Source organism: Hyunsoonleella sp. 2307UL5-6 (assembly GCF_047345485.1).
Classification (GTDB): Bacteria; Bacteroidota; Bacteroidia; order Flavobacteriales; family Flavobacteriaceae; genus Jejuia.
This window is the reverse complement of the sequence record NZ_JBLFEN010000004.1, coordinates 86084-109136: the sequence shown is the minus strand read 5'-3', so window position 1 is coordinate 109136 and position 23053 is coordinate 86084. Positions and strand designations below refer to the sequence as shown.

Below are 23053 nucleotides of genomic sequence, written 5' to 3'. Positions count from 1 at the left end.
TATCAAGATGTTTTATACGAAACTAAAGCTTCTACTACTTCAACTACATCCAACTCATAAAACATAGGCAAACGCAATAAGCGTTCTGAAAATTTATCACTGTTTGGCAAAGCTCTACCATCATGCTTGTCCTTATAATATTGACTACTATGCAAACTTAAATAATGAAAAACCGACAGAATATGTTTTGACTTCAAAAAGTTAATAATAGCGTCTCGTTGTCCCATACTCTTACAAACCAAGTAAAACATATGTGCATTGTTTGTTTCAGTCTTAGGCTCTGGCATTAATTGGATGCTTTGTGTTTTTGCCCACTCTTTTAGAGCAATATTATAATGATGCCATAGCTCTAAACGTTTATATTGGATAACATTAATATTTTCAATTTGTGCCCAAAGAAATGCTGCAATAATCTCTGATGGCAAAAATGATGATCCTGTATCTACCCATCCGTATTTGTTAACTTCTCCTCTAAAAAACTCCGCTCTGTTTGTTCCTTTTTCCCAAATAATTTCTGCTCTATTGATAAAACGGTCGTCATTAATTGCTAGTAAACCACCTTCACCAGAAATTATATTTTTTGTTTCATGAAATGAAAAAGTAGCCATATGCCCAATACTACCTAAGTATTTACCATTGTATTTAGAACTAATGGCTTGTGCTGCATCTTCAATCACCAATAGATTATGTGCGTTGGCAATAGCCATAATTACATCCATATTACAGGCTATTCCAGCATAATGCACCACTACAATAGCTTTAGTTTTATTGGTGATTAAAGCTTCTATCTTAGTTTCATCTATGTTAGGATGATTTTTTTTAGAATCGGCAAAAACTACATTCGCCCCCTGTCTTACAAAAGCTAAAGCTGAAGACACAAAAGTATAACTAGGTACTATAACTTCATCACCTGGTTGTATATTGGCTAACATAGCGCACATTTCCAACGCATCGGTACAAGATGTTGTTAATAGCGCCTTTTTAAAGCCAAAAGACTCTTGAAAATAGGCTTGACATTTTTTTGTATAGTAGCCATTACCAGAAATCATACCTCGTTTTACGGCATCTTCTATGTATGTTGTTTCTTTTCCTGTAAAATAGGGCTTATTGAAAGGTATCATAGTTTCCAAAAATGTTTAATAACTTGTTTACTACTAATTGTAAAACCCATTTTATTGTAAAAATTACAAGCAACAAGATTCTCATGTTGCGTTGGAATATGTAAAGTAGAAATATTTTTTTTTTGTAGTAATCGTGTTACTTCATTTATTAATGCCTTTCCTATCCCTAAACCTCTTGACAGTTTATCAACTGCTATTAAACCAATTACAGCCTCGTAATTAGAGATTATGCTATAACTTACAAAACCTTTAATAGTATTGTTTTCATGATATGCTAAAACGTCTTCGGCATAGCCTTTTTTAATAGAATTATCAACCCAAACTCTATATAGAGATTCAAATTGTGCTTTTGAAAAATTTACGTCTTTCTTAAACCTACTGTAATGGCCGCTTTGAAATGCTAACCGATACAAATCATCATCATATTTTATAGTTCTAACTGGAATAACAAAATCATTTTTAATAGTGCTACTTTTTAAGTTATAATTTGAATAAACTACTTTAGTTCCGGTATAAGTTTCTTTAAAACCATCAATTTTAAAACCATCAATTTTACTTGATTTATAATAAATTAGTTTAAAAGCTTTAGCATCTTTATTATAAGTCTTGAATTTATTTTCTTGAATTTCGCCAATTTCAATATTGAAAAAGTCTGAATCCCAATCCAACCGTCTTATTGTCATAGCACTTCATCAATTATATAAACTGGTCTATTTTTAGATTGGTCAAATATTTTTCCAATATAAATACCTGCAACACCTATTATAGTTATTACTAAACCTGACAAAAACCAAATTGATATGATTAATGAACTATAACCTAAAACTTTAATATCTCCTTTAAAATATTTGATAAGTGTATAGGTTCCGAATAAAAATGATAATACAGAAATTAGCATTCCGAATTTCACAAAAAGTTTTAAGGGTTTATTAGAGAAGGATATAACAGTATTAAATGCTAATGATACTAATTTAAAAAAAGAGTATGATGATGTATTATCCTCTCTTCTACAATGCTCAACTTCAATAGCTGTAACGTTAAAACCGACAAACTTTACAAAAAGCGGAAAAAACTTTATGTAATCCTTTACACTTAATATTGAAGTAATAACTTTTGCTTTATAAATACCAAAATTGGCAACTGAATGATCGTAATTAGTATTTGTAAAATAACCGTAAAATCTAGCAAATAATTTTGAAGAAAGTTTTTTTAGAAATTTGTCTTTTCTCTTTTTTCGTTGTGCCAAAACTGCGTCAAACCCTTGTAATGCTTTGTTATATAATTTCTCTACTTCTTTAGGTTGGTCTTGTAAATCGCAATCCATAACAACAACCCAATTTCCATTGGCTTGAGACAAACCTGCCATTATTGCTGGATGTTGCCCAAAATTTCGGCTTAGTCTTATACTCTTCACTTCAGGAAATTTAGATGACAATGTTTTCATTACTAACCAACTATCATCAGGACTTCTGTCATCCACAAAAATAATTTCATAGCTTTTTTTTATTTTCATCATCACCTTTTGAATTTCAGAAACAAGTTCTGGAAGTATATTTTCGGCTCTGTAAACAGGACTTACAAATGATATTTCTGGGTGTTGGCTACTCATTAATACTATATTATTTTCGTTCTAAACTCACCTCGATACATTTTGGCTGGTCTTTACCATTATAACCTCCCGAAGGATTTTCATCGATAAACACTAGATTAAATTGTGCTGTACAGGCTTCTATAAAATCATAAACTTTTTGATGATGTTTGTGTAAATCATGAAACTCAAAAACTAAACCTGAAAACCTATATAAATTCGCTGCTATTTCATCTAAAAAATCATATTCACCACCTTCTATATCTAATTTTAGCAATATATTACTATCAGAATTAGTGTTTTGTTCAATAAGTTCAAAAATACGCTCAGGCTTTTTTAACCACAATTTTAAATGGCTACAGCGTTTCTGTTTAACAAGATAATTAAAAATTAGTGCATTAAATAAATATCGTATTTTTTCTGGCTTTTTAAAAAACAATCTTGCTAATCCTTTAATTAACAACTTGTAGCCCGAAACTGTAGGATCTACCATTACGATTTCTATAGCTTTATTAAACCTAAAGATATCGTATTCAAATTCTAAATTAGAAGATATACCACCACTAAACAAAAGGTGAGACGCAGTAATAGTTTCTGGTTTTAAATGATAACCACCATCTCCAATACTTCCAAACCTAAAAAGCGATTGGTCTTGTACTAAAAACTTATCCTTTATTTTATTATAGTAGTTATTCAATATATATTTAATTCAAAATTGTGCTAATAGATTTCCAAATATTCTTCGAAGCTAATGTTGGTGTTTTACCAACTATTATTTCGTACCATTTTTTCCCTTCTTCAATATTTGATAATTTACCATCTAGTATTTGCTTTACCAAATATTGCAAGTCCTTTTTATCTGTACAAAATATGGCAGCTCTATCACTGGGCATACTTCTAAAATGAACGTATTTGTAATTTTGACCAATATCCCGTATGCCTTTTGTTAATTGAGGTTGCTCGTAATTATAATAAATGCACGATTTGTTGTGTGCTACAAAATCGAAAACCGTAGAAGAACACACGTTGGTTACAAAAGCACTATGTTCACAAACATTATACAGCATTTTAAAATCCTCTTTTGCTGGCAAAACTTGGTTCCATTGGCTGCCTACTTGTTTCCAAATAGGGTCTAAAACTTCGATGATATCTTTATTCGCTTCAATTACAGCATCGTATCTAGCTGTAAAATCTACAGGGCATTTCCTGTATATAATCCCTAAATTGTAACCTTCATTATTTAAATTTCTAACTGCATTTGCCAAATCCTCTAAATAATATTGATCTAGTGGTGATGTGGTTTCATCATCACCAGAATAACAAATGTATTGTTTATTGATGTTTAAATTATAGTTGTTGAAGAATTCTTCGCGACTTAACCTTAAACTTTCATCGTAATGCGGTTCAAACTGCGGTGTACCGGTTACAAACACTTGATGTTCTTTTACAAACGGATAATATTGCAATACCTCTTGCTTCATGTGCTCGCTCCAAACGCAGTAATAATCGGTCTCTACAACTTGCATAGCTTTAGGTACATTATCCCAAGAATACACAAAAGCCACTGTTGGTATGCCCAAATCTTTCGCTGCTAATAAGGCGCTTATAGATTGGGTTGCACGTTGTGTGGTACAAAAAACTAAATCTGGTTTATGTGTTTCTAACTGTGCTTTACAATACGCATATTTAGGATTTTTGCGTTCTAAAGCATTTATTTTTTTTCGAATAGTTACTACACCTTTTTCAGAAGAATACACACCTATTAAAAGTTTTGTATATAAACTTTTAAATATATTTTTTACTGAATTATAATGAAATGGAAATTTATAGGTTGGATAAACATCATCTTTAAATTTATCTCTAGACACATTTAATTCGCACCGTTTTCTAGCCCTAGAATAAATGGGTGTTAAAGGGTGTAATTGATGATTTTCTATCTTAACTTCTTTAAATCCTAAATTATCTTCTAATGAAAAAACTGTATTGTTCCAGTAGGTTATATCAAAACCCATTTTTTCGCCAATAGTTTTAAAATCGGTAAAAGCAAAATTTCGTAAGCCAACACCATCTGGAAAAAAAACAAAAACTTTTTTGTTATTCATTGTTTACTTCTACTTTTAAATCCTTGCCCCACCGCACTCTACTTAAGCTACACTCTACATAAACTCGAAAAGAGCCTCTGTATCTAATTACTCTTATGGGGTTTTTATACTCATTAATTTTAACGTGTTACTTTTCCCCTTCGGGGAAATGTAAGCAGGACAAAGGGGATTACCCTTTTTTATTTTTTAACTTGTCTCGCTGTTCTTGTTCTATTGGCAAAATATCTTTCGATTTAAAATTTAGTGCATCGTGTACTGCTGTTAAATCTCTCGATAGCTTTCTAAGTCCCATTGGTTCTAAAGAAGCAGCATGGTCTGTACCTTTCCAAGTTCTATCTAAAGTATAATGACGCTCTATAATATTAGCCCCCAAGGTAAAGGCTGCAATATCTACAGCAATACCTAAATGATGGCCAGAGAAACCAATATGTTTTACATCGTCTCCATATTTTTCTTTTAATATGTTAATATCTAACAAACATACATCTTCAAAAGGCACTGGATAACCTGATGTACAATTGTATAATACCAAATCTTTATTGCGATTGTGTTTTTTGAAAAGTGACACTAAATCGTCTATTTCATCTTTAGTAGTCATACCAGTAGAAATATGCAATTCACCTTTATAATTTTTGCATAACCATTCTAGCATTTTAATATTATTGTTACATGCTGAGGGTATTTTTATAAATTTTGGATGCAATGAAGCTATTTCTTTTGCAGAAGTTAAATCCCAAACCGAAGTGGAATAGTCTATCCCTATTTCTTCGCAAAATGCTTTTAATTCTCCATGTTGATGAAGATTAAACTCTAAAAACTCTCTGTGAGCACCATAAGTGTCTCCATAGGAATTGGCTGGATTTGGATGCGGTTCATTATACTGTGCTTCAGTTAATAGCTCTTTGTTATTTCGCTTCTGAAACTTTACAGCATCTGCATTACAAAATATTTTAGCCACTTTTATAAGCTCTTTTGCGATGTTTATATCACCTTTGTGGTTACAACCAATCTCTGCAATAACATAGGGTTTTTTGTAGGTATCCATATTTATTTGCCTAAAAGCGTTTGTTATAGTTTATAATAAATTCGCAGGCTTCTCTAATAGCACCTGCACCTGAGTTTTTAGATAATACCACATCTGCAAGTTGTTTTATTTCAGTCATCGCATTATTTGGTGCAAGAGACCAACCTACACTGCAAATATTAGTCATATCATTAACATCATCGCCTACGTAAGCTACATTATTTAATGAAAATTTTTGTTTTTTTGCAAGAGATTGCAACAATGTATATTTATCCTTAACACCTAAAAAAACTTGAGCTATTTGCAGTTTTTTCATGCGTTTAGCTACTAATTGAGATTGCTCGCTGGTCATCACCATAACCTCAACTCCAAATTGCCTTAAAATCTCTAGTCCCATACCGTCGCGCATATCAAAGTCTTTAGTGTGTTCGCCATCTTTTGTGTAACTTATTGTACCATTAGTAAATACACCATCAACATCTAAAACAAGATGTGTTATTTCAGCAGGCTGTTTATTACGCTTTTGGCGTTCCATTAATAGGTTTTCAACAACTATCCAATCTTGTTCCGAATCTATTTCGTGTAAACTCTCTTCTGGCATTTTTACAATACCTGTATGTGTGCCCAACCTGTTTTTGTGTTTTAACAATACCTCTTTAGTACATGTATATACTGCGCCATTTTCTATTAAAAGACCTTTAAAATCTTGCCTTCTAGGACGTTTTGTGGGATCATAATTAACGGGAGTTCCATCTTCATTCCAAACAAATCTATGTGTATTAACTACTGTAAGGGCAGAATCTTTTCCTTTTAAAATTTCATTTAAACAGCTATCAATATCCTTAGCTTTAGTGAATGGCGAAGTAGCTTGTAATAAACAAAACACATCAAAATTATACGACAGCTTTTCAGCTAGTTCTATCATAGCACTTTCAGTAGAAGCTGTATCGGTAGCAGAAGCTATTGAACGCTTTAAAGCCTTTATTTTATTGGTGTAATGGTATTCCTTTTCAATAAAACTAATAATAGCATCATCATCAGTATACACATAAACAATATCTAAATTAGAATGTATTGCTTCTCCCAAAACCCACGTAAAAAGTGGTCTACCCACCATTTTACGTTTATTTTTTCCAAGAATACCTTTAGAGTTCTTTCGTAAAGGGATAAAACCTATTTTTTTCATAGTTACTAAGCATTGAATCTTCAGTAATAATCGCTAAAATACATTTTTTTTCGGATGAAAGTAGTGTTTTTAAGGATAAAAGGTAGTTATTTTAAAAGTAAATCTACTATGCTCTATTTCTTTAGTAACATTTTTCATTGTTAGATTTATCAAATTAAAACATTTAGAAAAGCCGTTGCTTTTTTTGTTTATTTTTGAGCAAATAACTTTGAATGCATAGGGTTTTTAAAACCACTTTCTGGACTACTAAAAAGTTACTTGTTTTAAGTGCTATCTCAACATTGCTATATGTTGTGTTACGTTCTGAAACTTTTATGAGGCTATATGTGCCATATGGTGATGAACGTAGCTTTTTAGAAGCTTTAGGACAAATAAAAGCCAATGGGTTTATAACAGCATGGAGCAACGGTAGCATTTCTCCATCGTTTTATAGTATTAGCTACCCTTTTACGTTGTGTTTTGACAACCCTTTATACGGCTTAAGATTGGTATCTTTAATTTGCACTATTCTTACACTAATTTTACTCTATAACTTTGCCAAATACAAATTACAACTTAAAGACGTTTATCTGTATTCTAGCTTAGTATTAATATTAAATTTTTTAGGCTATAGAATTTTTTGGCAAGGTATAAACGACGATTTTTTGCATTTACTCATTGTTTATTCTGTGCTTCTGCTTTATAATATTAAAAAATCAAAAAAAATTAAATACGTTATACTTTTAGGTATTACAATTGGTTTAATAATTGGCACACGAGTTTCTGCATTTATTATACTTCCTGGTTACATTTTCTTTCTCTATAAAGATTTTAAAACCACTTTTATAGTTGGCATCATAGCACTAAGTGTTGGTTTTTGTTTACATGCGCCATCATTACTCAAAAACAAATTACTTTCTGATGTAAATAAAGATCCTAAGAATGGATTAACATGGGCGCAACTAAATTACGTATCTCAACTACATATTTATGAAGGTAAAATTCCTGAACACACCAGACTTACATGGGAAGAACTTGAAACATACATCGAGGAAAATGGCAGCGATAATTTACCTAAAACCTTTATTGAAAGTATAACGTTTAACTGGAATTATAGTATAAAGGAATTTTTTAACGACCTGTGGTTTACACTACATAGTATTTTATTTAGATTTTTTGGTTTAGGGCTGTTTATAATACTTGGGTTTAGTATTTATATGTTGAAAAAAGGTAATGGTTTAAATGAAAATTTAAAATTCAACAAGTCGTTTTTTCTTTTCTTTTGGTGTTACACCTTTTTGTTATGTTTTGTAGTATTAACAAGTTTAGAAGTACGATGGTACACTGCATTTATATTTTTAGGGATTTTATTTTTTCATCAATTGCTTGAAAACTTTCAGGAATTTAACATAAAAATAAAACCAGAACTAATTGTAAACATCAACTTAATATTACTGCTGTGTTATCAAGCTAAATTTATTCTTACTGATAGTAATTTACTATCAGATGTATTGAGAAAGATAGCGCCTAGTATTTTTTAATTTATAAGCTTTTATTTAAGAGTAGATAGGTAGTTATTTAATTCAAAAGTAAATATTTTTGCGCCTTTGTAATTTAAGTGTGCATTGTCGAAATAATTTGATTTGCTCGTATAAGCAGGATTAGATATATCATATACAAATACACTACTTACATCTTTGTTTATCAACGTTTCAAAACGCTTTATAAAAACTGTATTATGCGATCTAAAACTAGGCGTAAACACACATACTAACTTAATATCATTTTCTTTACATAGCTGTTGAATCGTTTTAAAAGCTTCAACTTTTAATGGCTCTTCAACTTTATAGCTATAATTATCTTTTAAAACCTCAATTTCTAAAGGGTGTCGTTCTAAATTTATTAGCGGTTGTGAGCCAAAATCATCCAAAGGGTTTCTATTATTTTCTTTCTTTCTTTTAAAGCGAATCATATCTTTATCTAAACGCCCTAAATACAAAAACTTACTGTAGTATGATTGTTCTTGGTTTTCAATGAGTTGATGATTTACGTAGTTGTATTTTGATAGTGGCTTTAATACATCATTTCTAAACTTTAGCGCTCCCTTTTTAAAATAAAATGGATTATCTATAACTAAAATAACTTTTTTAGGGGCTTTATTGTATTTTAATAAAGTTTCTAATAAAAATTTATGAAATACAGCATCAGAGCCGTGATACGACAAATTATATGTTGTTAAACTTTGTACTTTTTCAATCTCACCAGCCAATATATTACCAGCGCCTATAGAAGATCCAAAAATTATAATATCCTTTTGCATTTGCCCTTCTAAAACATATTCTAAACGTTTATCTTCTAGATTATTTTTAGCATTATTAAGTAAAAAGTATGTCCCTTTTTCAACTAAAAAAAACAGTAACCCAAATAAGCTTATATGTATTAAAAAACGTTTCATTTAAAATTGAAAATAGATAAATTCTTGAGATGATTCGTTACTAAACACTAAAACTAACGCTATCAAAATCATATAAAAACCCCATTTTATTATTCTTGATTTTTTTTGGAATAACGTAGCCATAGCGTATTGCTGAGACCTACCTATCCATTCAACACTTATAAAAACAAAAACCAATACAATAACATCTGTAGGTCTTATTGCTGGCATAGAAAATAAAGTATTGGAAAACATACCTTGTAAAAAGCTAAAGGCGTGGGTTATTGTTTCTGCTCTAAAAAACACCCAAGCCACTACTATAAGTAAAAATGTAATAAGCATACTAAAAAGTTCTTTAAAACTTGGAAACATACTGTGTTGCGCTACACTATTTAGATGGCTTCTGTTTCGTTTAGCTAATAATAAAGGTAAAAAATAAAAAGCGTGCAGTATACCCCAAAATATAAACGTCCAGTTGGCACCATGCCAAAAACCACTTACAATAAAAATGATAAACGTATTTCTAATTTTTTGCCACAAACTACCTCTACTACCGCCTAATGGTATATACAAATAATCTCTAAACCAAGTAGATAGAGATATGTGCCATCGTCTCCAAAACTCTGCAATATCTCTAGAAAAATATGGAAATGCGAAATTTTGTTTTAAGTTAAAACCAAATAACCTAGCTGTACCAATTGCAATATCAGAATACCCAGAAAAATCACCGTAAATTTGAAATGTAAAGAATAGTGCACCTAAAAATAATGTACTTCCAGAATAATCTTCAGAATTATTAAATATTAAATTTGAATATGCTGCACAACTATCTGCGATAACAACTTTTTTAAATAATCCCCAAAGAATTTGCTTGCAGCCATCAATAGCTTTTGAATAGTGAAACACCCGTTTTTTATAAAATTGGGGCAACAGGTTTGAGGCACGTTCTATAGGGCCAGCTACTAATTGAGGAAAAAAACTAACGAAAGCTAAAAAAGACACCAAATCTTTTGTGGGTTCTAGTTTTCGTTTAAAAACATCAATAGTATAACTTAACGTTTGAAACGTATAAAAACTGATACCTACAGGTAAAATAATATTTAAGGTATTTGGTTGAATATGTTGTCCAAAAAGCGAAAACGCCGACACAAAATTTTCCACAAAAAAGTTATAATATTTAAAAAAACCTAGAAATCCGATGTTTACAAACACACTCGTCCAAAGTAAAAGTTTTCTAATTTTACTCTTCTCTTCTTTGTTTAGCCTTATGGCAATTGTATAGTCTACTAAAGAACTAAATATGATTAAAGCTAAAAACCGATAATCCCACCACCCATAAAATAGATAGCTTGCTATAACTAAAAGTATATTTTGTAATCTTAAATTCTTTTGCGCAACAAACCAATAGAGTATAAAAACTATTGGGAGAAAAATGGCAAAATCTATAGAATTAAATAACATTTAGGAATACGGCTCTAATGTTTAAATTTATGTTTCAACTTTCTTAAAAATCGTTGAATTTCTAACGATTTAGGATAATTATCGTAGTAAGCATTACCGCCTTTTAAGTGGATAGGTGTTTTGATATCAGACGTAGATTTTCCTTTTGTTAATACTATTTCATTAATTTTTTTACTTAAAAAAGGAAATAATTGATATCTATCCAAAACCAACTCACGCGCTTCTTTTAGAGCTTCTAATTTAGTGTTATAAACTTTTGAAACTACTGTTTCTTTTAAAAACTGCTTAATATGTTTATCTTTTGGATCTATTTGTATTATTGCTTCACTTGGAAAGTAGTCATCAATGTTATTACACCCAAAATACAAAGGCACGGTATAACTTAAAAAACAGTCTGCTATTTTTTCGGTCCAATAATAATCGCTTTTAAAGTTTTCATAAGCAATGGCATATTTTGATGTTTTCATAACATCCCATTTATTCTCGATAGGTTTTATACCTCTACCAAACAAATATACTTGTGGTACATCAGATATAGATTCTAAAAAATCCATTCTTTTATTATGTTGAATAGATGTACGCTGATTACTAGTTACCCATACTATCTTATCTTCTTTTTTTAAATCTTTAGCTTGTAGTTGTTTAAAAAAATCATAATCTTTATCTAAATGCCAAGGTAAAGCGGGTTGCTCTAACACATATTTACCACCTTGGTTTATTTGATTATAAATAACCGAGGCCTTTTTGTTAGCATACTGCCTATATTTAGAAACTTCATTAGCAGGCTCTAAACACAGATGTAAAATATTATTAGGATTAACTTTTATAGAAATATCGGTTTTTGGATAATCTAAAATCACTAAAAAATCACATGTATCGATATTGTCCTCTGTAAACGTAATATCTTCCCATTTAAACGACTGCTTTGGTGTTTGTCGTTTTATATCAGGATATGAGTAATATCTACATATTTTAACTAGCATAAACCATCTATTATTGATTTTTAGTACCTTAAACCTTGTAAGTCTGTTTTTTGTTTGATAGTCTCTTGGTTTACAGGTTTTCTATATTTTAAAACCTTTGCTAAACCAAATATAGTTTTAAATACCGCCTTAAAGTAGGCTCTAAAATATCTACTATCCTTTAAGGCATATTTTGTAAAATTATGCCATAATACTTTAGCTATTTTTCTAAATGGATGTCTATAATACACCAAGTAAAAATTAATACTGTTTTTAAGTTGTCTTTCAAACCTGTAATAATTTTTACCTCTTAACTTACGTAGCTCAACATTTACTCTGTGATTTACTTTTATTTCGGGATAATACAAAATGGTATATCCTAAATTTAAAACTTCTATAGCCACAGCACTCTCTTCTCCATAAATATCCATCCAAACAGGGAAACCACTAGTGGCATCATACACTTTCTTTTTAATAGCAAAACCACAACCTACAAAATCGCTTGCCAAATGTGCACTTAATTTTTGCGAGTTTTCTATAGCTTTTACATCAGATAGATACAAACCTCTTACTTCCTGAAATGCTATAACACCAAGTTTAGCATCATGTTTAAAACAATCTTTAACTGAGAGAATAAAATTTGGACTTATTGGGTGCGCATCATCATCTAAACCAATAAAAATATCACCTTTTGCTTTTTTATATAACTCATATCTAGCTGGTGATGCACTCACACTTTCTTTAGAAATTGTCCATTTTACCCAACTGTAATTATTTACTAAAGCCTCTGTTTCACTACAACCATCTATAAATACGAGTACCTCTTGTTTGGATACATCAATTAAAGTATGTAATTTATCTAAGGTAAAAGCTATATCCTTCGCCCTGTGTTTAGTTACTATTAAAAACGATATTTCCATTTAGCGCTTGTGGTGAGAGAACGTGTCTTTATACAATTGGATGATTTTTGGTTGTAAGATACTGCGTTTGTAATTATTTTCAATAAACGCTATATTATAATCTTGGGCTTTTTTTCTTAATTCTGAATTTTTTAAAGCAGCTTCAATTAATTTTGAAATTGCTTTAATATCCAAAGGGTTTTCAATTAAAAAACCATTAACACCGTGTTTAATAACCTCGGCAGTAGCCCCACCAGGATTAGACTGAATGGGGAAAGCTCCCATACCCATAGCTTCTAAGAGTGAATTTGGCATGCCATCGGATAGGTTATTTCCTAAATGTATGATGCTTTTGCCCATAAGCTGTAATAAATCTTCATGTTTAAGTCTCTTATGTCTTGGGTGTATTACAAATGATAATTGCTTGATACTTTTTGAGTTTTTTATATAAGCCTCTACTTCTTTATCTGCACTATAAACATGAAACTCTAAATTTTTAATTAATTCTAAAGGTAGTATTTCAATAGCCTTAACAACTTGTAATGCCTCTCCAGAATCAAATTGATAACCTTTAAAAATTATTAGTTTTCTATCTTTTTGTAACATTACTTTATGCATATCTAAAGCAAGCCCTCCATTACCGGGATGCACATAATGCGTTTTATTATAATCTAGTGTTTTAAGCGCTTTAACATCTCTATTGCAGTCAGATATTAACACATCTACTCTATTCATAAAACGCTTTACCTCAGCATCAGTTGTGCCTCTTTTTTTATAATAATACACATCACTACCCCAAGAAGAATACATAAATGGTATATTATTTTTTTCAATTACGGGAAGTATATAAAATCCTGTTAATTGCATTTCAAAACAGTGTATTATATCTGGTTTTATATTAATAATACTTTGCTCTAAAACACGTGCTAAACTATTTTGATTGTGGTTTTGTATCGTGTTGTAAAGTTTAGGAAATGCCTTTTTAATAGTTTGCCTAAACGGGTAGTTCCACTTTTGTTTCCAAGATTTAATTTGTGTTACCCATGGTATTCGTTGAGATAATACACCATCATCATTTGCATCAAGCCAGTATACCTTATACCCAGAATCCTTCAATTGGTTTACCCATTGAAAAAAGTGATGGTTTGGTATGGCAACCATTAAAATCTTCATTATAACTTAAATAATGGTTTAAATTTAGTATCTCCTTTTCTTATAATTTTAAAAATTCCATAAAAAAAGTATATGCGCAAGCATTTCAACTTCAAATTAAAATTATAACATAGTTTTTTGTTTTTTACAAAGCGCAAACATGAATTGGCAGCATTAAAATTACGTTCTGCAAGTGCTTGTCTAAAAAAGCCTAAAGTCATTTTTAAAACAGACAACTTTACAGGGTTAGCCTGCGATAGTTTTAATACTGTAGTTTTAGCTTCAAAATAAGAGGCTAATCCATAATCTACATTTGAATAAAAGCTGTTTGTGGATGATGCTGCACCAACACGATAATAAATTAATACTTGATTAACTATAGCTACTGTTTTATTTTTAAAAAGCGCTCTAGCATAGAGCTCATGATCCTCAAGAATATGCAAATCTTCTCTAATTGGCATATATGGTTTTAAACACTCTGTTTTCCAAAGCGGTGCCACCATCATCATTGGAAAATCTCCTGTAACAAAAGCTTCAAACACATTATCAGGTTGTTTTATATCTGGAATAACTGCTTCATTTAAAAAAAAATCTGCGTTAAAATCTCCCGAAAATGTACTTAACTTACAAACAACTAAATCTTTTTGTTTTATTGCATCCATTTTTAGTTTAAGATGCTCTGGGTGCATAATATCATCACTGTCAAAAAACTGTATATAATCACCCTTTACTTTAGAAAACGCAAAATTTCTGCATGCACTTGGGCCTTTAGTTATAGTTTTTGGTCTCTCAAATATTTGAAATTTATCATCATCTTTTAATAATATCCCTAAGTATTCAAAGGTATTATCTGTACTACCGTCATCTACAATAATACATTCCCAATCTGTATAAGTTTGTGCCTTAATAGAATCTATAGTTTCTTCAATAACGTGTGCTCTATTATATGTAGGGATGATGATGGAAACCATTATCTAAATATAATTATTTTTAAGATGTAAAACTGAGACTTCAAAGCGTCTGTGTAAGTTAATTGCGGACTAGAGTACACGTATTGTATTTTCAAATAATACTGTATAGAATCTTTAAGTCTTTTAAACGCATTTTTTTCAAATTTTAAACCTGCATAAAATGCCCAAAGTGCCTTTTTTGCAATAGTTTTATTGAAATCTGCATCCACATCTAAATTATAGTCTTTTCCAAGTTTTAAGCATTGATAACGATAGTAAAACACATCGTAGAGCTTTTTTTTTGTTAAATTAACTTTGGCACTTATTTGACTTTTATGTCCGTTTCCACTTTTTATAGTTGCCAAAACAGTATCTAGTGTAGCTAATTTAGGTTTTAAAGCCAACATACGAATGTGAAACTCATTATCTTGATAACGCATTACTGTATCGTCAAACAACTTTTTGTTCTTTAGATAACTGTGTCTCCACATAAAACAACAGGTTTGCAATTCTATACGTTCCATAGCATAATTGTAAAAAAAACTTTTACTATTATTATAGGTGAATTTGCTATCTCTAAATTCGGTTAAATTATAATTAGCGTAGTTATTTCTGTGTACTACGGCGTCATTAACGGATGTAAAGGCGCGTACTTTTTCTTCCAAAAATGTTGGTGTCATAACATCATCACTATCAAACCAATTAATATAATCGCCTTTGGCTAAGGTAAACCCATAATTTCTACAACTGTTTGCGCCTTTTTGTAAATGTACAGGTCTTTTAAAAAACTGTATTCGTTTATCTTTTAAATAATATTCTAAAATGATATTTTCTGTTTCATCAGTGCTGCCATCGTCAACTATAATACATTCCCAATTAGTATAGGTTTGGTTTTGTATAGAATTTAAAGTAGCTACCACAATTGATGCCCTATTGAGAATTGGTATTATTATTGAGACGAGCTGAGTTTTCAATTTAAACCGAAGTTATATACTTGTAGTTGCTTGTTGCTATTACAAGTACGCTTTTATTGCCAATAAATTCTTTTGTTTTTACAGGAATATTGTTTTTTTCTAGTAGATCCAATAATTCTTGAGCTGTTTCTTTTTCTGAATGCCGTTCGTAATCATCAAAAAGTATAATAAATTGATCGTGTGAACTAAACTTTTGTGCTAAACTTACAATATCAAACCTTGAATATCTAGGACTGCCCAAAGGTCCATCTACAATATATAAATCAAAAGTTTTAGTAATTTGATTTTCAATAGTACCATAGCTTTTATAGTTAAAGCCTTTGTGTTGTTTTTCTACTAAATCTAAAATTTTTATTTCTGATTTTCTGGACAAAGCAAATTTTTCGGTAAATAGAGTTTTCCATTCTTTATTATGCTCTATAACAAGATGGTGGCACTCATCTAAATAGGCATTGATAAACGTAGACGTAAATTTTGTGGATTCTCCTAATCCAAATTCTAAAATATTTTTAGGTTTAAAATCAGAAAGTATGCGATTTAGCACATAAAAAAAAGCATAGTTACCTGCCCATCTACCAATATTTAATGGTAGGTTTTGCAAGGGCTCCTTACCACGAATACTATCATGAAAAATATGAGCCCACTCTAATTCTTTTAATTGCAAATAAGATAATCTTTGCAGTTTTATCTGTTCTCGTATTACTCTTATTATTTTTTTCACGTTATAATTTTACTCAAAAGTTGTGGTTTACTAAAACTTATGCCATCAGTTTTAGGTATTTTTTTCTAAGATAAGAATTTAGCCTTACCACACCTTTTATTCCTTTCAATTTTGTTTTACTTAAAAAAAGAAGTTTCAATATGATTTTCTGTTTAGAATTTAAATGTAATTTTCCCTCTGCAACACAAATTACTTTATTTAATTGGCTTTTTTCAACTGAATTATCAGCATACAAACCTATTAAATTTAACAACCATAGTTGCATATTACCCCTTTTTTGTTCTAAAATATCAACAGGTATTTGAGTATGAATTGATTCTAAAAAAATAGGCATAGAATGAAATACATGTTTATTAAAACTTTTATTTCTCGGGTTGTTAGAATTTGCCCTTCTATAAACACAATCTATTTTATTAAAAATTTTAAACTTAGGTTTTAGTTGGCTTAACAGTTTGATATTAAATTCTACATCTTGAAATCTGCTTAAGTTTTCATTAAATAGTAATCGTTCTTTAATTAGCAACGCTCGGTACAGTGTGCGTTGTAGATTCCAAGGCAATCGCCTTTCACCAATAAATTCACCTAAAGCAGTTTTCCAATCGTTAACCTTTACATCTGGTGTGTCGTCATTTTTAAAGCCATCATTATGATATATACCCATTGAAAAAACCACAAAATCTAGAGTTGTTGCCTCTATAGCTTTAACTCTACCTTTTAAGCAGTTTTCTAGCATTACATCGTCACTATCAAAAAATTGTATATAGTCTCCTTTGGAAATAGATAAGCCGTAATTCCTACAAGCATTGGCCCCTTTTTTAGTATTTAATGGTCTTTTAAACAGCGAAAATCGTTTGTCTAATTTTGCAAATGATTCCAGGGCTGTAAAATCTTCTGTTGTAGAACCATCGTCCACAATAATACATTCCCAATTATCATAACTCTGGCTTGCAATACTATTTAAAGTTTCAATAGCTAATGCAGACTTATTGTAAGTAGGAATTATTATAGAAACTTCAGGAAAAATAGTATTAGAACCCACAAATAATAATTATATAAATCGTTAAAAATTACAATAATCAAATTAAATTATAAACTTATTGCGTATTTATATTTGTTAGTTGCAATTACATACAAACTTTTATTACCAACATACTCAGCTGTATGAATTTCAATGTTCTTAGATAAGAGTTTATCTTTAATTACCTTAACTGTTTGTTTTTCGCCTGGTCTATTATAATCATCCATTATGATTATAAATTCGCTTTCGCTATTCATATTATCTAAGAGATTAACTATATCATACCGAGAATAATTAATAGAACCAAACGGGCCGTCAATAATATACAAATCATAGTTTTTATCTACTACGTTTTTTATGTTTAGGTAAGTATTAGTTTTACACCCATCTATAACACATTCTGTTAGCTCTAAAATTTCAATATCTATATTTATTTTGGTTTCTAAATTTTGTAAAAATATTTTTTTCCATTGTGCATCATGCTCAATAGTTTTAAGTGAAGATTCAGGTATATAGTTATCTATAAAAGTTGTAATAAATTTTGTAGATTCTCCTAAACCAAATTCTAATATTTTTTTCGGTTTAAAATCTGTTAACACTCTATTTAACACATAAAAAAAAGCATAATTTCCTGCCCACCTACCAATATTTAAAGGGAGGTTTTCTAGGCTTTTTTTTCCTCTAATACTGTCGTGGTAAATATTGGCCCATTCTAATTCTTTTAAATGCAAATTAGTTACTAGTTGGAGATGGTTTTGTCTTTTTATTATTTTTTTTATTTTTTTTATCATCACTATCTATACATTATAAATATCTATTGTGAAAACCTAGTGCAATTTTACTTTAAAATCTAGCAAAGTTTTACCTTGAAGCACAGGCACAAAATAACCATTATTGTAATAGTCGCCTTGATTTATCTCGAATGTAAATGCTTTTTGTATCCAGTCTGAAATTATATTTTTAACTGTAATATGCGTGGTTACAGTATATATGCCATTATTTAACTGTAAATTATCAATAATAAATTCAACATATTTTAAATTGTTCTTAGTGTCTTTTTTTACTAATCTAGTACTTAACCAAGAAATTCTTTGATCTAAATTATCGTCAATTCGTATATCAAAATCTATATCTTGAGCCTTAACTTTATTTGGATTGTCTAACTGAAAACGTATTGTCAATGGTTTTCCTGATTGTGGTTTTACGTTTTTGTTTTCACCAAAAACGTCAACTTTATTAATTTTCACTAAACCTGTTCCCTTTCTATTCCCAAATTTTGTTTGTAAAAAATTATTTTTTTCTCCTTTTAAATAATAGTCTATACTAGCTTCAGTAGTGCCACTAAAACCAACTACGCCGTTCTCTAGAACTATTGCTCTTGAACATAAACTTTTTACTGATGCCATATTATGGCTAACAAATAAAACGGTTCTACCGTCACCTCTACTTATATCCTGCATCTTGCCTATAGCCTTTTTTTGAAATTCTGCATCTCCCACTGCTAAAACCTCATCAATTACTAATATTTCAGGTTCTAAAAAAGCAGCTACAGCAAAAGCCAACCTTACTGTCATACCAGAACTATAGCGTTTTACAGGCGTATCAATATAACGTTGACAGCCTGAAAATTCTATAATTTCTTCTATTTTAGAGGTTATTTCTCTTTTAGTCATGCCTAAAATAGCACCGTTTAAATAAACATTTTCTCTACCAGTCATTTCTCCATGAAAACCTGTTCCTACCTCTAATAAAGAAGCTATACGCCCTCTAGTTTTAATTTCGCCAGTTGTAGGACTAGTAACTTTAGATAAAATTTTTAGCAGTGTAGATTTACCAGCTCCATTTTTACCAATAATGCCCAAAACCTCTCCCTTAGCAACTTCAAAATCTATATTTTGTAATGCCCACACATACTCAGAAGCTCCTTTTGTACTTCTATCATTGCGCTCTCCTACTTTTAAATAAGGGTCTTCTTTACCTCTAATTTTATGCCACCATCTATTTAAATCGTGACTGATAGTACCTGTACCAACTAGTCCTAGTCTGTACTGCTTAGATATGTTTTCGGCTTTTAAAATTATATCTGTCATAATTACACGGTATCAATAAAGCTCTTTTCTGTTTTATTAAATACTACTAAACCTAATAATGCAATACATATAGTAACTAAAAAAGTTATTAATATACCTTTATATGAAAAATCTCCTTGAGAAAAAAACAGATACCTAAATGTTTCTACCGTTTGCGCTAAAGGATTATTTTCTATTATTGGATTGATAAAAGAAGCAGACTTAGGAAAGCTATTCTCAATTTTTTTAACAGCATCTTGTATTGGGTACATTACTGCCGAAATATACATAAGCAACTGCACACCAAAACCTACTAAAAAGGTAAGATCTCTGTATTTTGTTGTCATAGACGATATAATCATTCCTAACCCTAAACCTAATAACCCCATTAATATAACAAGTACAGGAAATAGTAATACTAAATTAAAATCTAAAGTTCCTGATTTATCTTGAAATGCAAAAAACACATAAAATCCTATAAATATTAAAAATTGGATTGCGAATTTTAATAAGCCTGAAATAACTACAGTTAAAGGCATAATTACCCTAGGGAAGTAAACTTTACTAAAAATATTTTGATTTTTTTTAAATGAGTCGCTAGTGCCTTTTAAACATTCTGCAAAATAATTCCATATAGTTATACCCGCTAAATTAAACAAAAACGGATGTACATTATCACCTATATTTATATTTGCGATACCGTTAAAAATAATTGTAAAAATTACAGATGTAATTAGTGGTTGTATTAAATACCATAATGGCCCTAAAACTGTTTGTTTGTATAAGATTATAACATCTCGCTTAACAAATAAAAAGAGTAAGTCACGGTAACGCCATATCTCCTTAAAATTAAAATCGATGAATTTTCCTTTGGGAGAAATAGTGTATAACCACTCTGATTTTAAGCTTTCATTTTTCAAGTTTATAGGTATTAATTTTGAATGATTTTTTATTTAAATGGATTAAGAAATTTAACTATCTTATTAATAGATGAGAGCTTTTTCTTTTCATCCTCGTGGTAACCGTTTGTATAATTACCATAGCCATAACCATAGCCATAACCATAGCCATAACCATAGCCTCCTTTGTTATCAAAACCATTATACACTAAACTTAAATTTTTAATTTCACCTTTTTTATGTTTATCGTTTATAAGACTTAACATTTCTTTTTTAGTGTAATCTTGCCTTATTACATACAATGATGCGTCTGCATATTGTATTAACTCAAGAGCATCTGCAACTAAGCCAACCGGAGGTGTATCTAAAACGATGTAATCGTATGTATCTTTTAGCTTTAAAATCATTTCGTCCATCTTATCACTAATTAGTAATTCCGAAGGATTTGGAGGTATTGGTCCTGATGTAATAACATCAAGGTTTTCTACTTTTGTTTTTTGGGTTACCTCCTTTAAAGTTTTTTGACCAATTAAATAGTTAACCGCTCCAATATCATTCTCAATATCAAAATCACCAAAAATCTTTGGTTTTCTTAAATCTAAACCTAATAATACTGTTTTTTTTTCGCCAAGAGCAAAAACTGTAGCTATGTTTATAGAACAAAATGTTTTGCCTTCCCCACTTACAGATGAAGTTACCATTACCGTTTTAGTACTAGTTATATCATGCTGTTTATACATGTATTGCAAACTAGACCGTATGGCTCTAAAAGCTTCTGCAACTGCAGATTTTGGCTTTCTATGTACTGCTAAGTTATTGTCTAAAGAGTTTTTACCTACAACACCTAATAATGGTATACTAGTTAAATTTTCTAAATTTTGTGGGTTTCGAATTCTAGTATCAAAAAATGTGACTAGAAGTGCGAGCAACAATGGTGGTATTAATCCTCCTGCTATAGCAAATATATATCTAGAACTCAATTTTAAATCAATGGGTTGTGCACCAGTATTTTTGGCAGAATCTATCCATATAATATCTGATACCGTGGCTGCTTTTATAATATCCGCCTCGCCTCGCTTAGATAAAAATAGATTATAAGTTTTTTCGTTAAGCAAATACTGACGCTGTATATCCAACAAATTTTGTTGATCTTTCGGCAGCCTATTAAACTGGCTTCTCTGTTTTGATATTCTGCCATTTATCACATTAAGTTCTCTGTCTAAACCAGCTGTAGAAGATTTAATATTTTCTAAAAGCACTTGTTTCAAGCCTTCTATTTGCGTATTCAACTCATCAAAAATAGAAGCTCCTGGTTGTATGGTAGCTTCATATTTAGCTTTTTGAACAGATAAAGTATTAATTTTTGATATATTGCTCAAAATGTTACTATCATCAATTCCTGCCACAGAAGGTGCTGGCAACTCAGTAAACGACCTACTAGTCTCTAAGTATGATTTTAAACTACTGTAATAAGCTTTTTTTCTATTAACATCATCTTGTTTTAACTCTAAATCTGATAATTTTTGAGTTAACAATTCACTTTCCTGATCTAAATTAAAAACACCTATTTTAGAACGATACTTGTTTAAAGCATCTGAATTACCTGTCAATGAATCCTTTACCCTACTTAATTGGCTATCAATAAACTTAATAGTATTAGTTACAAACTGGTTTTTTCTTGTAAGCTGTTCTTTAGTTAACACCCTTACTGTTTCATTTAAATAATCTTCAATTTTTTTGGTATTATTATCTACCATACTTAAATTTATTATGGAAGAATTTCTAGGGTTTCCTATTTGTAACTTACTTCTATAACTTGCTACTACAGCATCAAAAGCTAAAAGATTTACATAGAAAACATCTCCAGGTTTCGTGCTACGCTCTTCTGCTATTGTAAATTGTCCTTTAAAATAAGGAAGATTAATAAACTCTCCTATCGCATGGGTTGTTTTAGTTACACCCAAAGGAACATCTATTATTTTAGTAGCTTGGTTTGAATATTTTTGAGCTGTTACCCTGTTAGCAATAAAATTAAACTCTAAATCAAACTGGTTATTTTCTTTAAAGCTAATTTTAACGGGCGAATTTAAAATTTGATACGACGTAGTGTCAATCTCAAATCTAAATGGGGCGCTTTTATAAATATCATCCTTTCTAAAACGAGATGCTTTTAAATAGGTTACATAAAATTGCAAATTATCTACTATTTGTTCATGAAGACTTCTAGATTGAAGTGTATTAATTATAGTTTGTATTTTACCTGAAATACCTCCATAATTAAAGGTTAGACTAGTATTAGATGAAAACAGAGGGTTTTTGTCCTCTTGTAACGATATTTTTGTACTTAATTTGTAAGATTGTTGCTTTCTAATATTTTGCTGATAAACAATAAAGAGCCCAATACTAACACATAGCACAAACAACTTCCAATAACTTAAGGCCTTAAATAAAAACGCCTTAATATCAAAAGCTGGACTAGAATCTACAATATCAAACTCGTTGTTCATAAAAAAT

Annotated in this window: 21 protein-coding genes; 1 reads left to right on the top strand and 20 read right to left on the bottom strand. The window is 30.2% G+C overall.

Annotated features, from left to right (window positions below):
- Nucleotides 1-2 precede the first annotated feature (2 nt).
- From rffA to ACKGJY_RS08530, 7 genes are all read right to left on the bottom strand, one after another.
- Nucleotides 3-1121 carry a dTDP-4-amino-4,6-dideoxygalactose transaminase gene (gene rffA, locus ACKGJY_RS08560; protein ID WP_413973466.1) on the bottom strand — a complete coding sequence of 373 codons (1119 nt, stop codon included), beginning with the start codon at nucleotides 1119-1121 and terminating at the stop codon, nucleotides 3-5.
- Nucleotides 1118-1804, bottom strand: coding sequence for a GNAT family N-acetyltransferase (locus tag ACKGJY_RS08555; RefSeq protein ID WP_413973465.1), 687 nt, complete (start codon nucleotides 1802-1804; stop codon nucleotides 1118-1120). The genes rffA and ACKGJY_RS08555 overlap by 4 nt, the downstream gene beginning before the upstream one ends.
- Nucleotides 1801-2730 carry a glycosyltransferase family 2 protein gene (locus tag ACKGJY_RS08550; RefSeq protein ID WP_413973464.1) on the bottom strand — a complete coding sequence of 310 codons (930 nt, stop codon included), beginning with the start codon at nucleotides 2728-2730 and terminating at the stop codon, nucleotides 1801-1803. The genes ACKGJY_RS08555 and ACKGJY_RS08550 overlap by 4 nt, the downstream gene beginning before the upstream one ends.
- 10 nt (nucleotides 2731-2740) lie before the next feature.
- Entirely contained in the window at nucleotides 2741-3406 is a 666-nt protein-coding gene (locus ACKGJY_RS08545; protein ID WP_413973463.1) for an FkbM family methyltransferase, read from the bottom strand.
- Between the two features lie 7 nt (nucleotides 3407-3413).
- Nucleotides 3414-4811, bottom strand: a complete 1398-nt coding sequence (locus tag ACKGJY_RS08540) for a UDP-glycosyltransferase (RefSeq protein ID WP_413973462.1) — start codon at nucleotides 4809-4811, stop codon at nucleotides 3414-3416.
- 169 nt (nucleotides 4812-4980) lie between these two features.
- Nucleotides 4981-5856 carry an N-acetylneuraminate synthase family protein gene (locus ACKGJY_RS08535; RefSeq protein WP_413973461.1) on the bottom strand — a complete coding sequence of 292 codons (876 nt, stop codon included), beginning with the start codon at nucleotides 5854-5856 and terminating at the stop codon, nucleotides 4981-4983.
- 10 nt (nucleotides 5857-5866) lie between these two features.
- Nucleotides 5867-7021 (bottom strand): cytidylyltransferase domain-containing protein, encoded by a 1155-nt coding sequence (locus ACKGJY_RS08530; protein ID WP_413973460.1) that lies wholly within the window; start codon nucleotides 7019-7021, stop codon nucleotides 5867-5869.
- Nucleotides 7022-7233: 212 nt separating this feature from the next.
- On the opposite strand from ACKGJY_RS08530, the gene ACKGJY_RS08525 reads away from it, so the two are divergent.
- Nucleotides 7234-8541, top strand: coding sequence for an ArnT family glycosyltransferase (locus ACKGJY_RS08525; protein WP_413973459.1), 1308 nt, complete (start codon nucleotides 7234-7236; stop codon nucleotides 8539-8541).
- Between the two features lie 11 nt (nucleotides 8542-8552).
- On the opposite strand, the gene ACKGJY_RS08520 is transcribed toward ACKGJY_RS08525, so the two are convergent.
- The 13 genes from ACKGJY_RS08520 to ACKGJY_RS08460 form a co-directional block, all read right to left on the bottom strand.
- On the bottom strand, nucleotides 8553-9455 hold the full coding sequence (locus ACKGJY_RS08520) for a hypothetical protein (protein ID WP_413973458.1): 903 nt from the start codon (nucleotides 9453-9455) through the stop codon (nucleotides 8553-8555).
- Nucleotides 9456-10895, bottom strand: coding sequence for an MBOAT family O-acyltransferase (locus ACKGJY_RS08515; RefSeq protein ID WP_413973457.1), 1440 nt, complete (start codon nucleotides 10893-10895; stop codon nucleotides 9456-9458). It abuts the gene before it with no gap.
- Between the two features lie 14 nt (nucleotides 10896-10909).
- Complete coding sequence (locus tag ACKGJY_RS08510) at nucleotides 10910-11878, bottom strand: glycosyltransferase family 10 domain-containing protein (RefSeq protein ID WP_413973456.1); 969 nt, start codon at nucleotides 11876-11878, stop codon at nucleotides 10910-10912.
- A gap of 20 nt (nucleotides 11879-11898) precedes the next feature.
- Entirely contained in the window at nucleotides 11899-12777 is an 879-nt protein-coding gene (locus ACKGJY_RS08505) for a glycosyltransferase family 2 protein (RefSeq protein WP_413973455.1), read from the bottom strand.
- Complete coding sequence (locus ACKGJY_RS08500; RefSeq protein ID WP_413973454.1) at nucleotides 12778-13929, bottom strand: glycosyltransferase family 4 protein; 1152 nt, start codon at nucleotides 13927-13929, stop codon at nucleotides 12778-12780.
- Nucleotides 13929-14879 (bottom strand): glycosyltransferase family 2 protein, encoded by a 951-nt coding sequence (locus ACKGJY_RS08495; protein WP_413973453.1) that lies wholly within the window; start codon nucleotides 14877-14879, stop codon nucleotides 13929-13931. The genes ACKGJY_RS08500 and ACKGJY_RS08495 overlap by 1 nt, the downstream gene beginning before the upstream one ends.
- Complete coding sequence (locus tag ACKGJY_RS08490; RefSeq protein WP_413973452.1) at nucleotides 14879-15832, bottom strand: glycosyltransferase family 2 protein; 954 nt, start codon at nucleotides 15830-15832, stop codon at nucleotides 14879-14881. The genes ACKGJY_RS08495 and ACKGJY_RS08490 overlap by 1 nt, the downstream gene beginning before the upstream one ends.
- 1 nt (nucleotide 15833) lies before the next feature.
- Entirely contained in the window at nucleotides 15834-16553 is a 720-nt protein-coding gene (locus ACKGJY_RS08485) for a hypothetical protein (protein ID WP_413973451.1), read from the bottom strand.
- A 37-nt stretch (nucleotides 16554-16590) separates the two neighbouring features.
- Entirely contained in the window at nucleotides 16591-17592 is a 1002-nt protein-coding gene (locus ACKGJY_RS08480) for a glycosyltransferase family 2 protein (protein ID WP_413973450.1), read from the bottom strand.
- A 47-nt stretch (nucleotides 17593-17639) separates the two neighbouring features.
- The gene (locus ACKGJY_RS08475) at nucleotides 17640-18302 is read right to left on the bottom strand and encodes a hypothetical protein (RefSeq protein ID WP_413973449.1); all 663 of its coding nucleotides are present in this window, start codon (nucleotides 18300-18302) and stop codon (nucleotides 17640-17642) included.
- Nucleotides 18303-18398: 96 nt separating this feature from the next.
- A complete protein-coding gene (locus tag ACKGJY_RS08470; RefSeq protein ID WP_413973448.1) occupies nucleotides 18399-19661 on the bottom strand; it encodes a polysaccharide ABC transporter ATP-binding protein in 1263 nt (420 codons plus the stop codon).
- 2 nt (nucleotides 19662-19663) lie between these two features.
- Nucleotides 19664-20560 (bottom strand): ABC transporter permease, encoded by an 897-nt coding sequence (locus ACKGJY_RS08465; RefSeq protein ID WP_413973447.1) that lies wholly within the window; start codon nucleotides 20558-20560, stop codon nucleotides 19664-19666.
- A 29-nt stretch (nucleotides 20561-20589) separates the two neighbouring features.
- Nucleotides 20590-23046: a polysaccharide biosynthesis tyrosine autokinase gene (locus ACKGJY_RS08460; RefSeq protein ID WP_413973446.1), complete on the bottom strand. Its 2457-nt coding sequence runs from the start codon at nucleotides 23044-23046 to the stop codon at nucleotides 20590-20592.
- Between the last annotated feature and the right edge of the window lie 7 nt (nucleotides 23047-23053).

What these genes read in the sequence shown, in the direction of transcription:
- rffA (WP_413973466.1), bottom strand. Translation starts at nt 1,121, where the DNA reads ATGATACCTTTCAATAAGCCCTATTTTACAGGAAAAGAAACAACATAC.
- ACKGJY_RS08555 (WP_413973465.1), bottom strand. Translation starts at nt 1,804, where the DNA reads ATGACAATAAGACGGTTGGATTGGGATTCAGACTTTTTCAATATTGAA.
- ACKGJY_RS08550 (WP_413973464.1), bottom strand. Translation starts at nt 2,730, where the DNA reads ATGAGTAGCCAACACCCAGAAATATCATTTGTAAGTCCTGTTTACAGA.
- ACKGJY_RS08540 (WP_413973462.1), bottom strand. Translation starts at nt 4,811, where the DNA reads ATGAATAACAAAAAAGTTTTTGTTTTTTTTCCAGATGGTGTTGGCTTA.
- ACKGJY_RS08535 (WP_413973461.1), bottom strand. Translation starts at nt 5,856, where the DNA reads ATGGATACCTACAAAAAACCCTATGTTATTGCAGAGATTGGTTGTAAC.
- ACKGJY_RS08530 (WP_413973460.1), bottom strand. Translation starts at nt 7,021, where the DNA reads ATGAAAAAAATAGGTTTTATCCCTTTACGAAAGAACTCTAAAGGTATT.
- ACKGJY_RS08525 (WP_413973459.1), top strand. Translation starts at nt 7,234, where the DNA reads ATGCATAGGGTTTTTAAAACCACTTTCTGGACTACTAAAAAGTTACTT.
- ACKGJY_RS08520 (WP_413973458.1), bottom strand. Translation starts at nt 9,455, where the DNA reads ATGAAACGTTTTTTAATACATATAAGCTTATTTGGGTTACTGTTTTTT.
- ACKGJY_RS08515 (WP_413973457.1), bottom strand. Translation starts at nt 10,895, where the DNA reads ATGTTATTTAATTCTATAGATTTTGCCATTTTTCTCCCAATAGTTTTT.
- ACKGJY_RS08510 (WP_413973456.1), bottom strand. Translation starts at nt 11,878, where the DNA reads ATGCTAGTTAAAATATGTAGATATTACTCATATCCTGATATAAAACGA.
- ACKGJY_RS08505 (WP_413973455.1), bottom strand. Translation starts at nt 12,777, where the DNA reads ATGGAAATATCGTTTTTAATAGTAACTAAACACAGGGCGAAGGATATA.
- ACKGJY_RS08500 (WP_413973454.1), bottom strand. Translation starts at nt 13,929, where the DNA reads ATGAAGATTTTAATGGTTGCCATACCAAACCATCACTTTTTTCAATGG.
- ACKGJY_RS08495 (WP_413973453.1), bottom strand. Translation starts at nt 14,879, where the DNA reads ATGGTTTCCATCATCATCCCTACATATAATAGAGCACACGTTATTGAA.
- ACKGJY_RS08470 (WP_413973448.1), bottom strand. Translation starts at nt 19,661, where the DNA reads ATGACAGATATAATTTTAAAAGCCGAAAACATATCTAAGCAGTACAGA.
- ACKGJY_RS08460 (WP_413973446.1), bottom strand. Translation starts at nt 23,046, where the DNA reads ATGAACAACGAGTTTGATATTGTAGATTCTAGTCCAGCTTTTGATATT.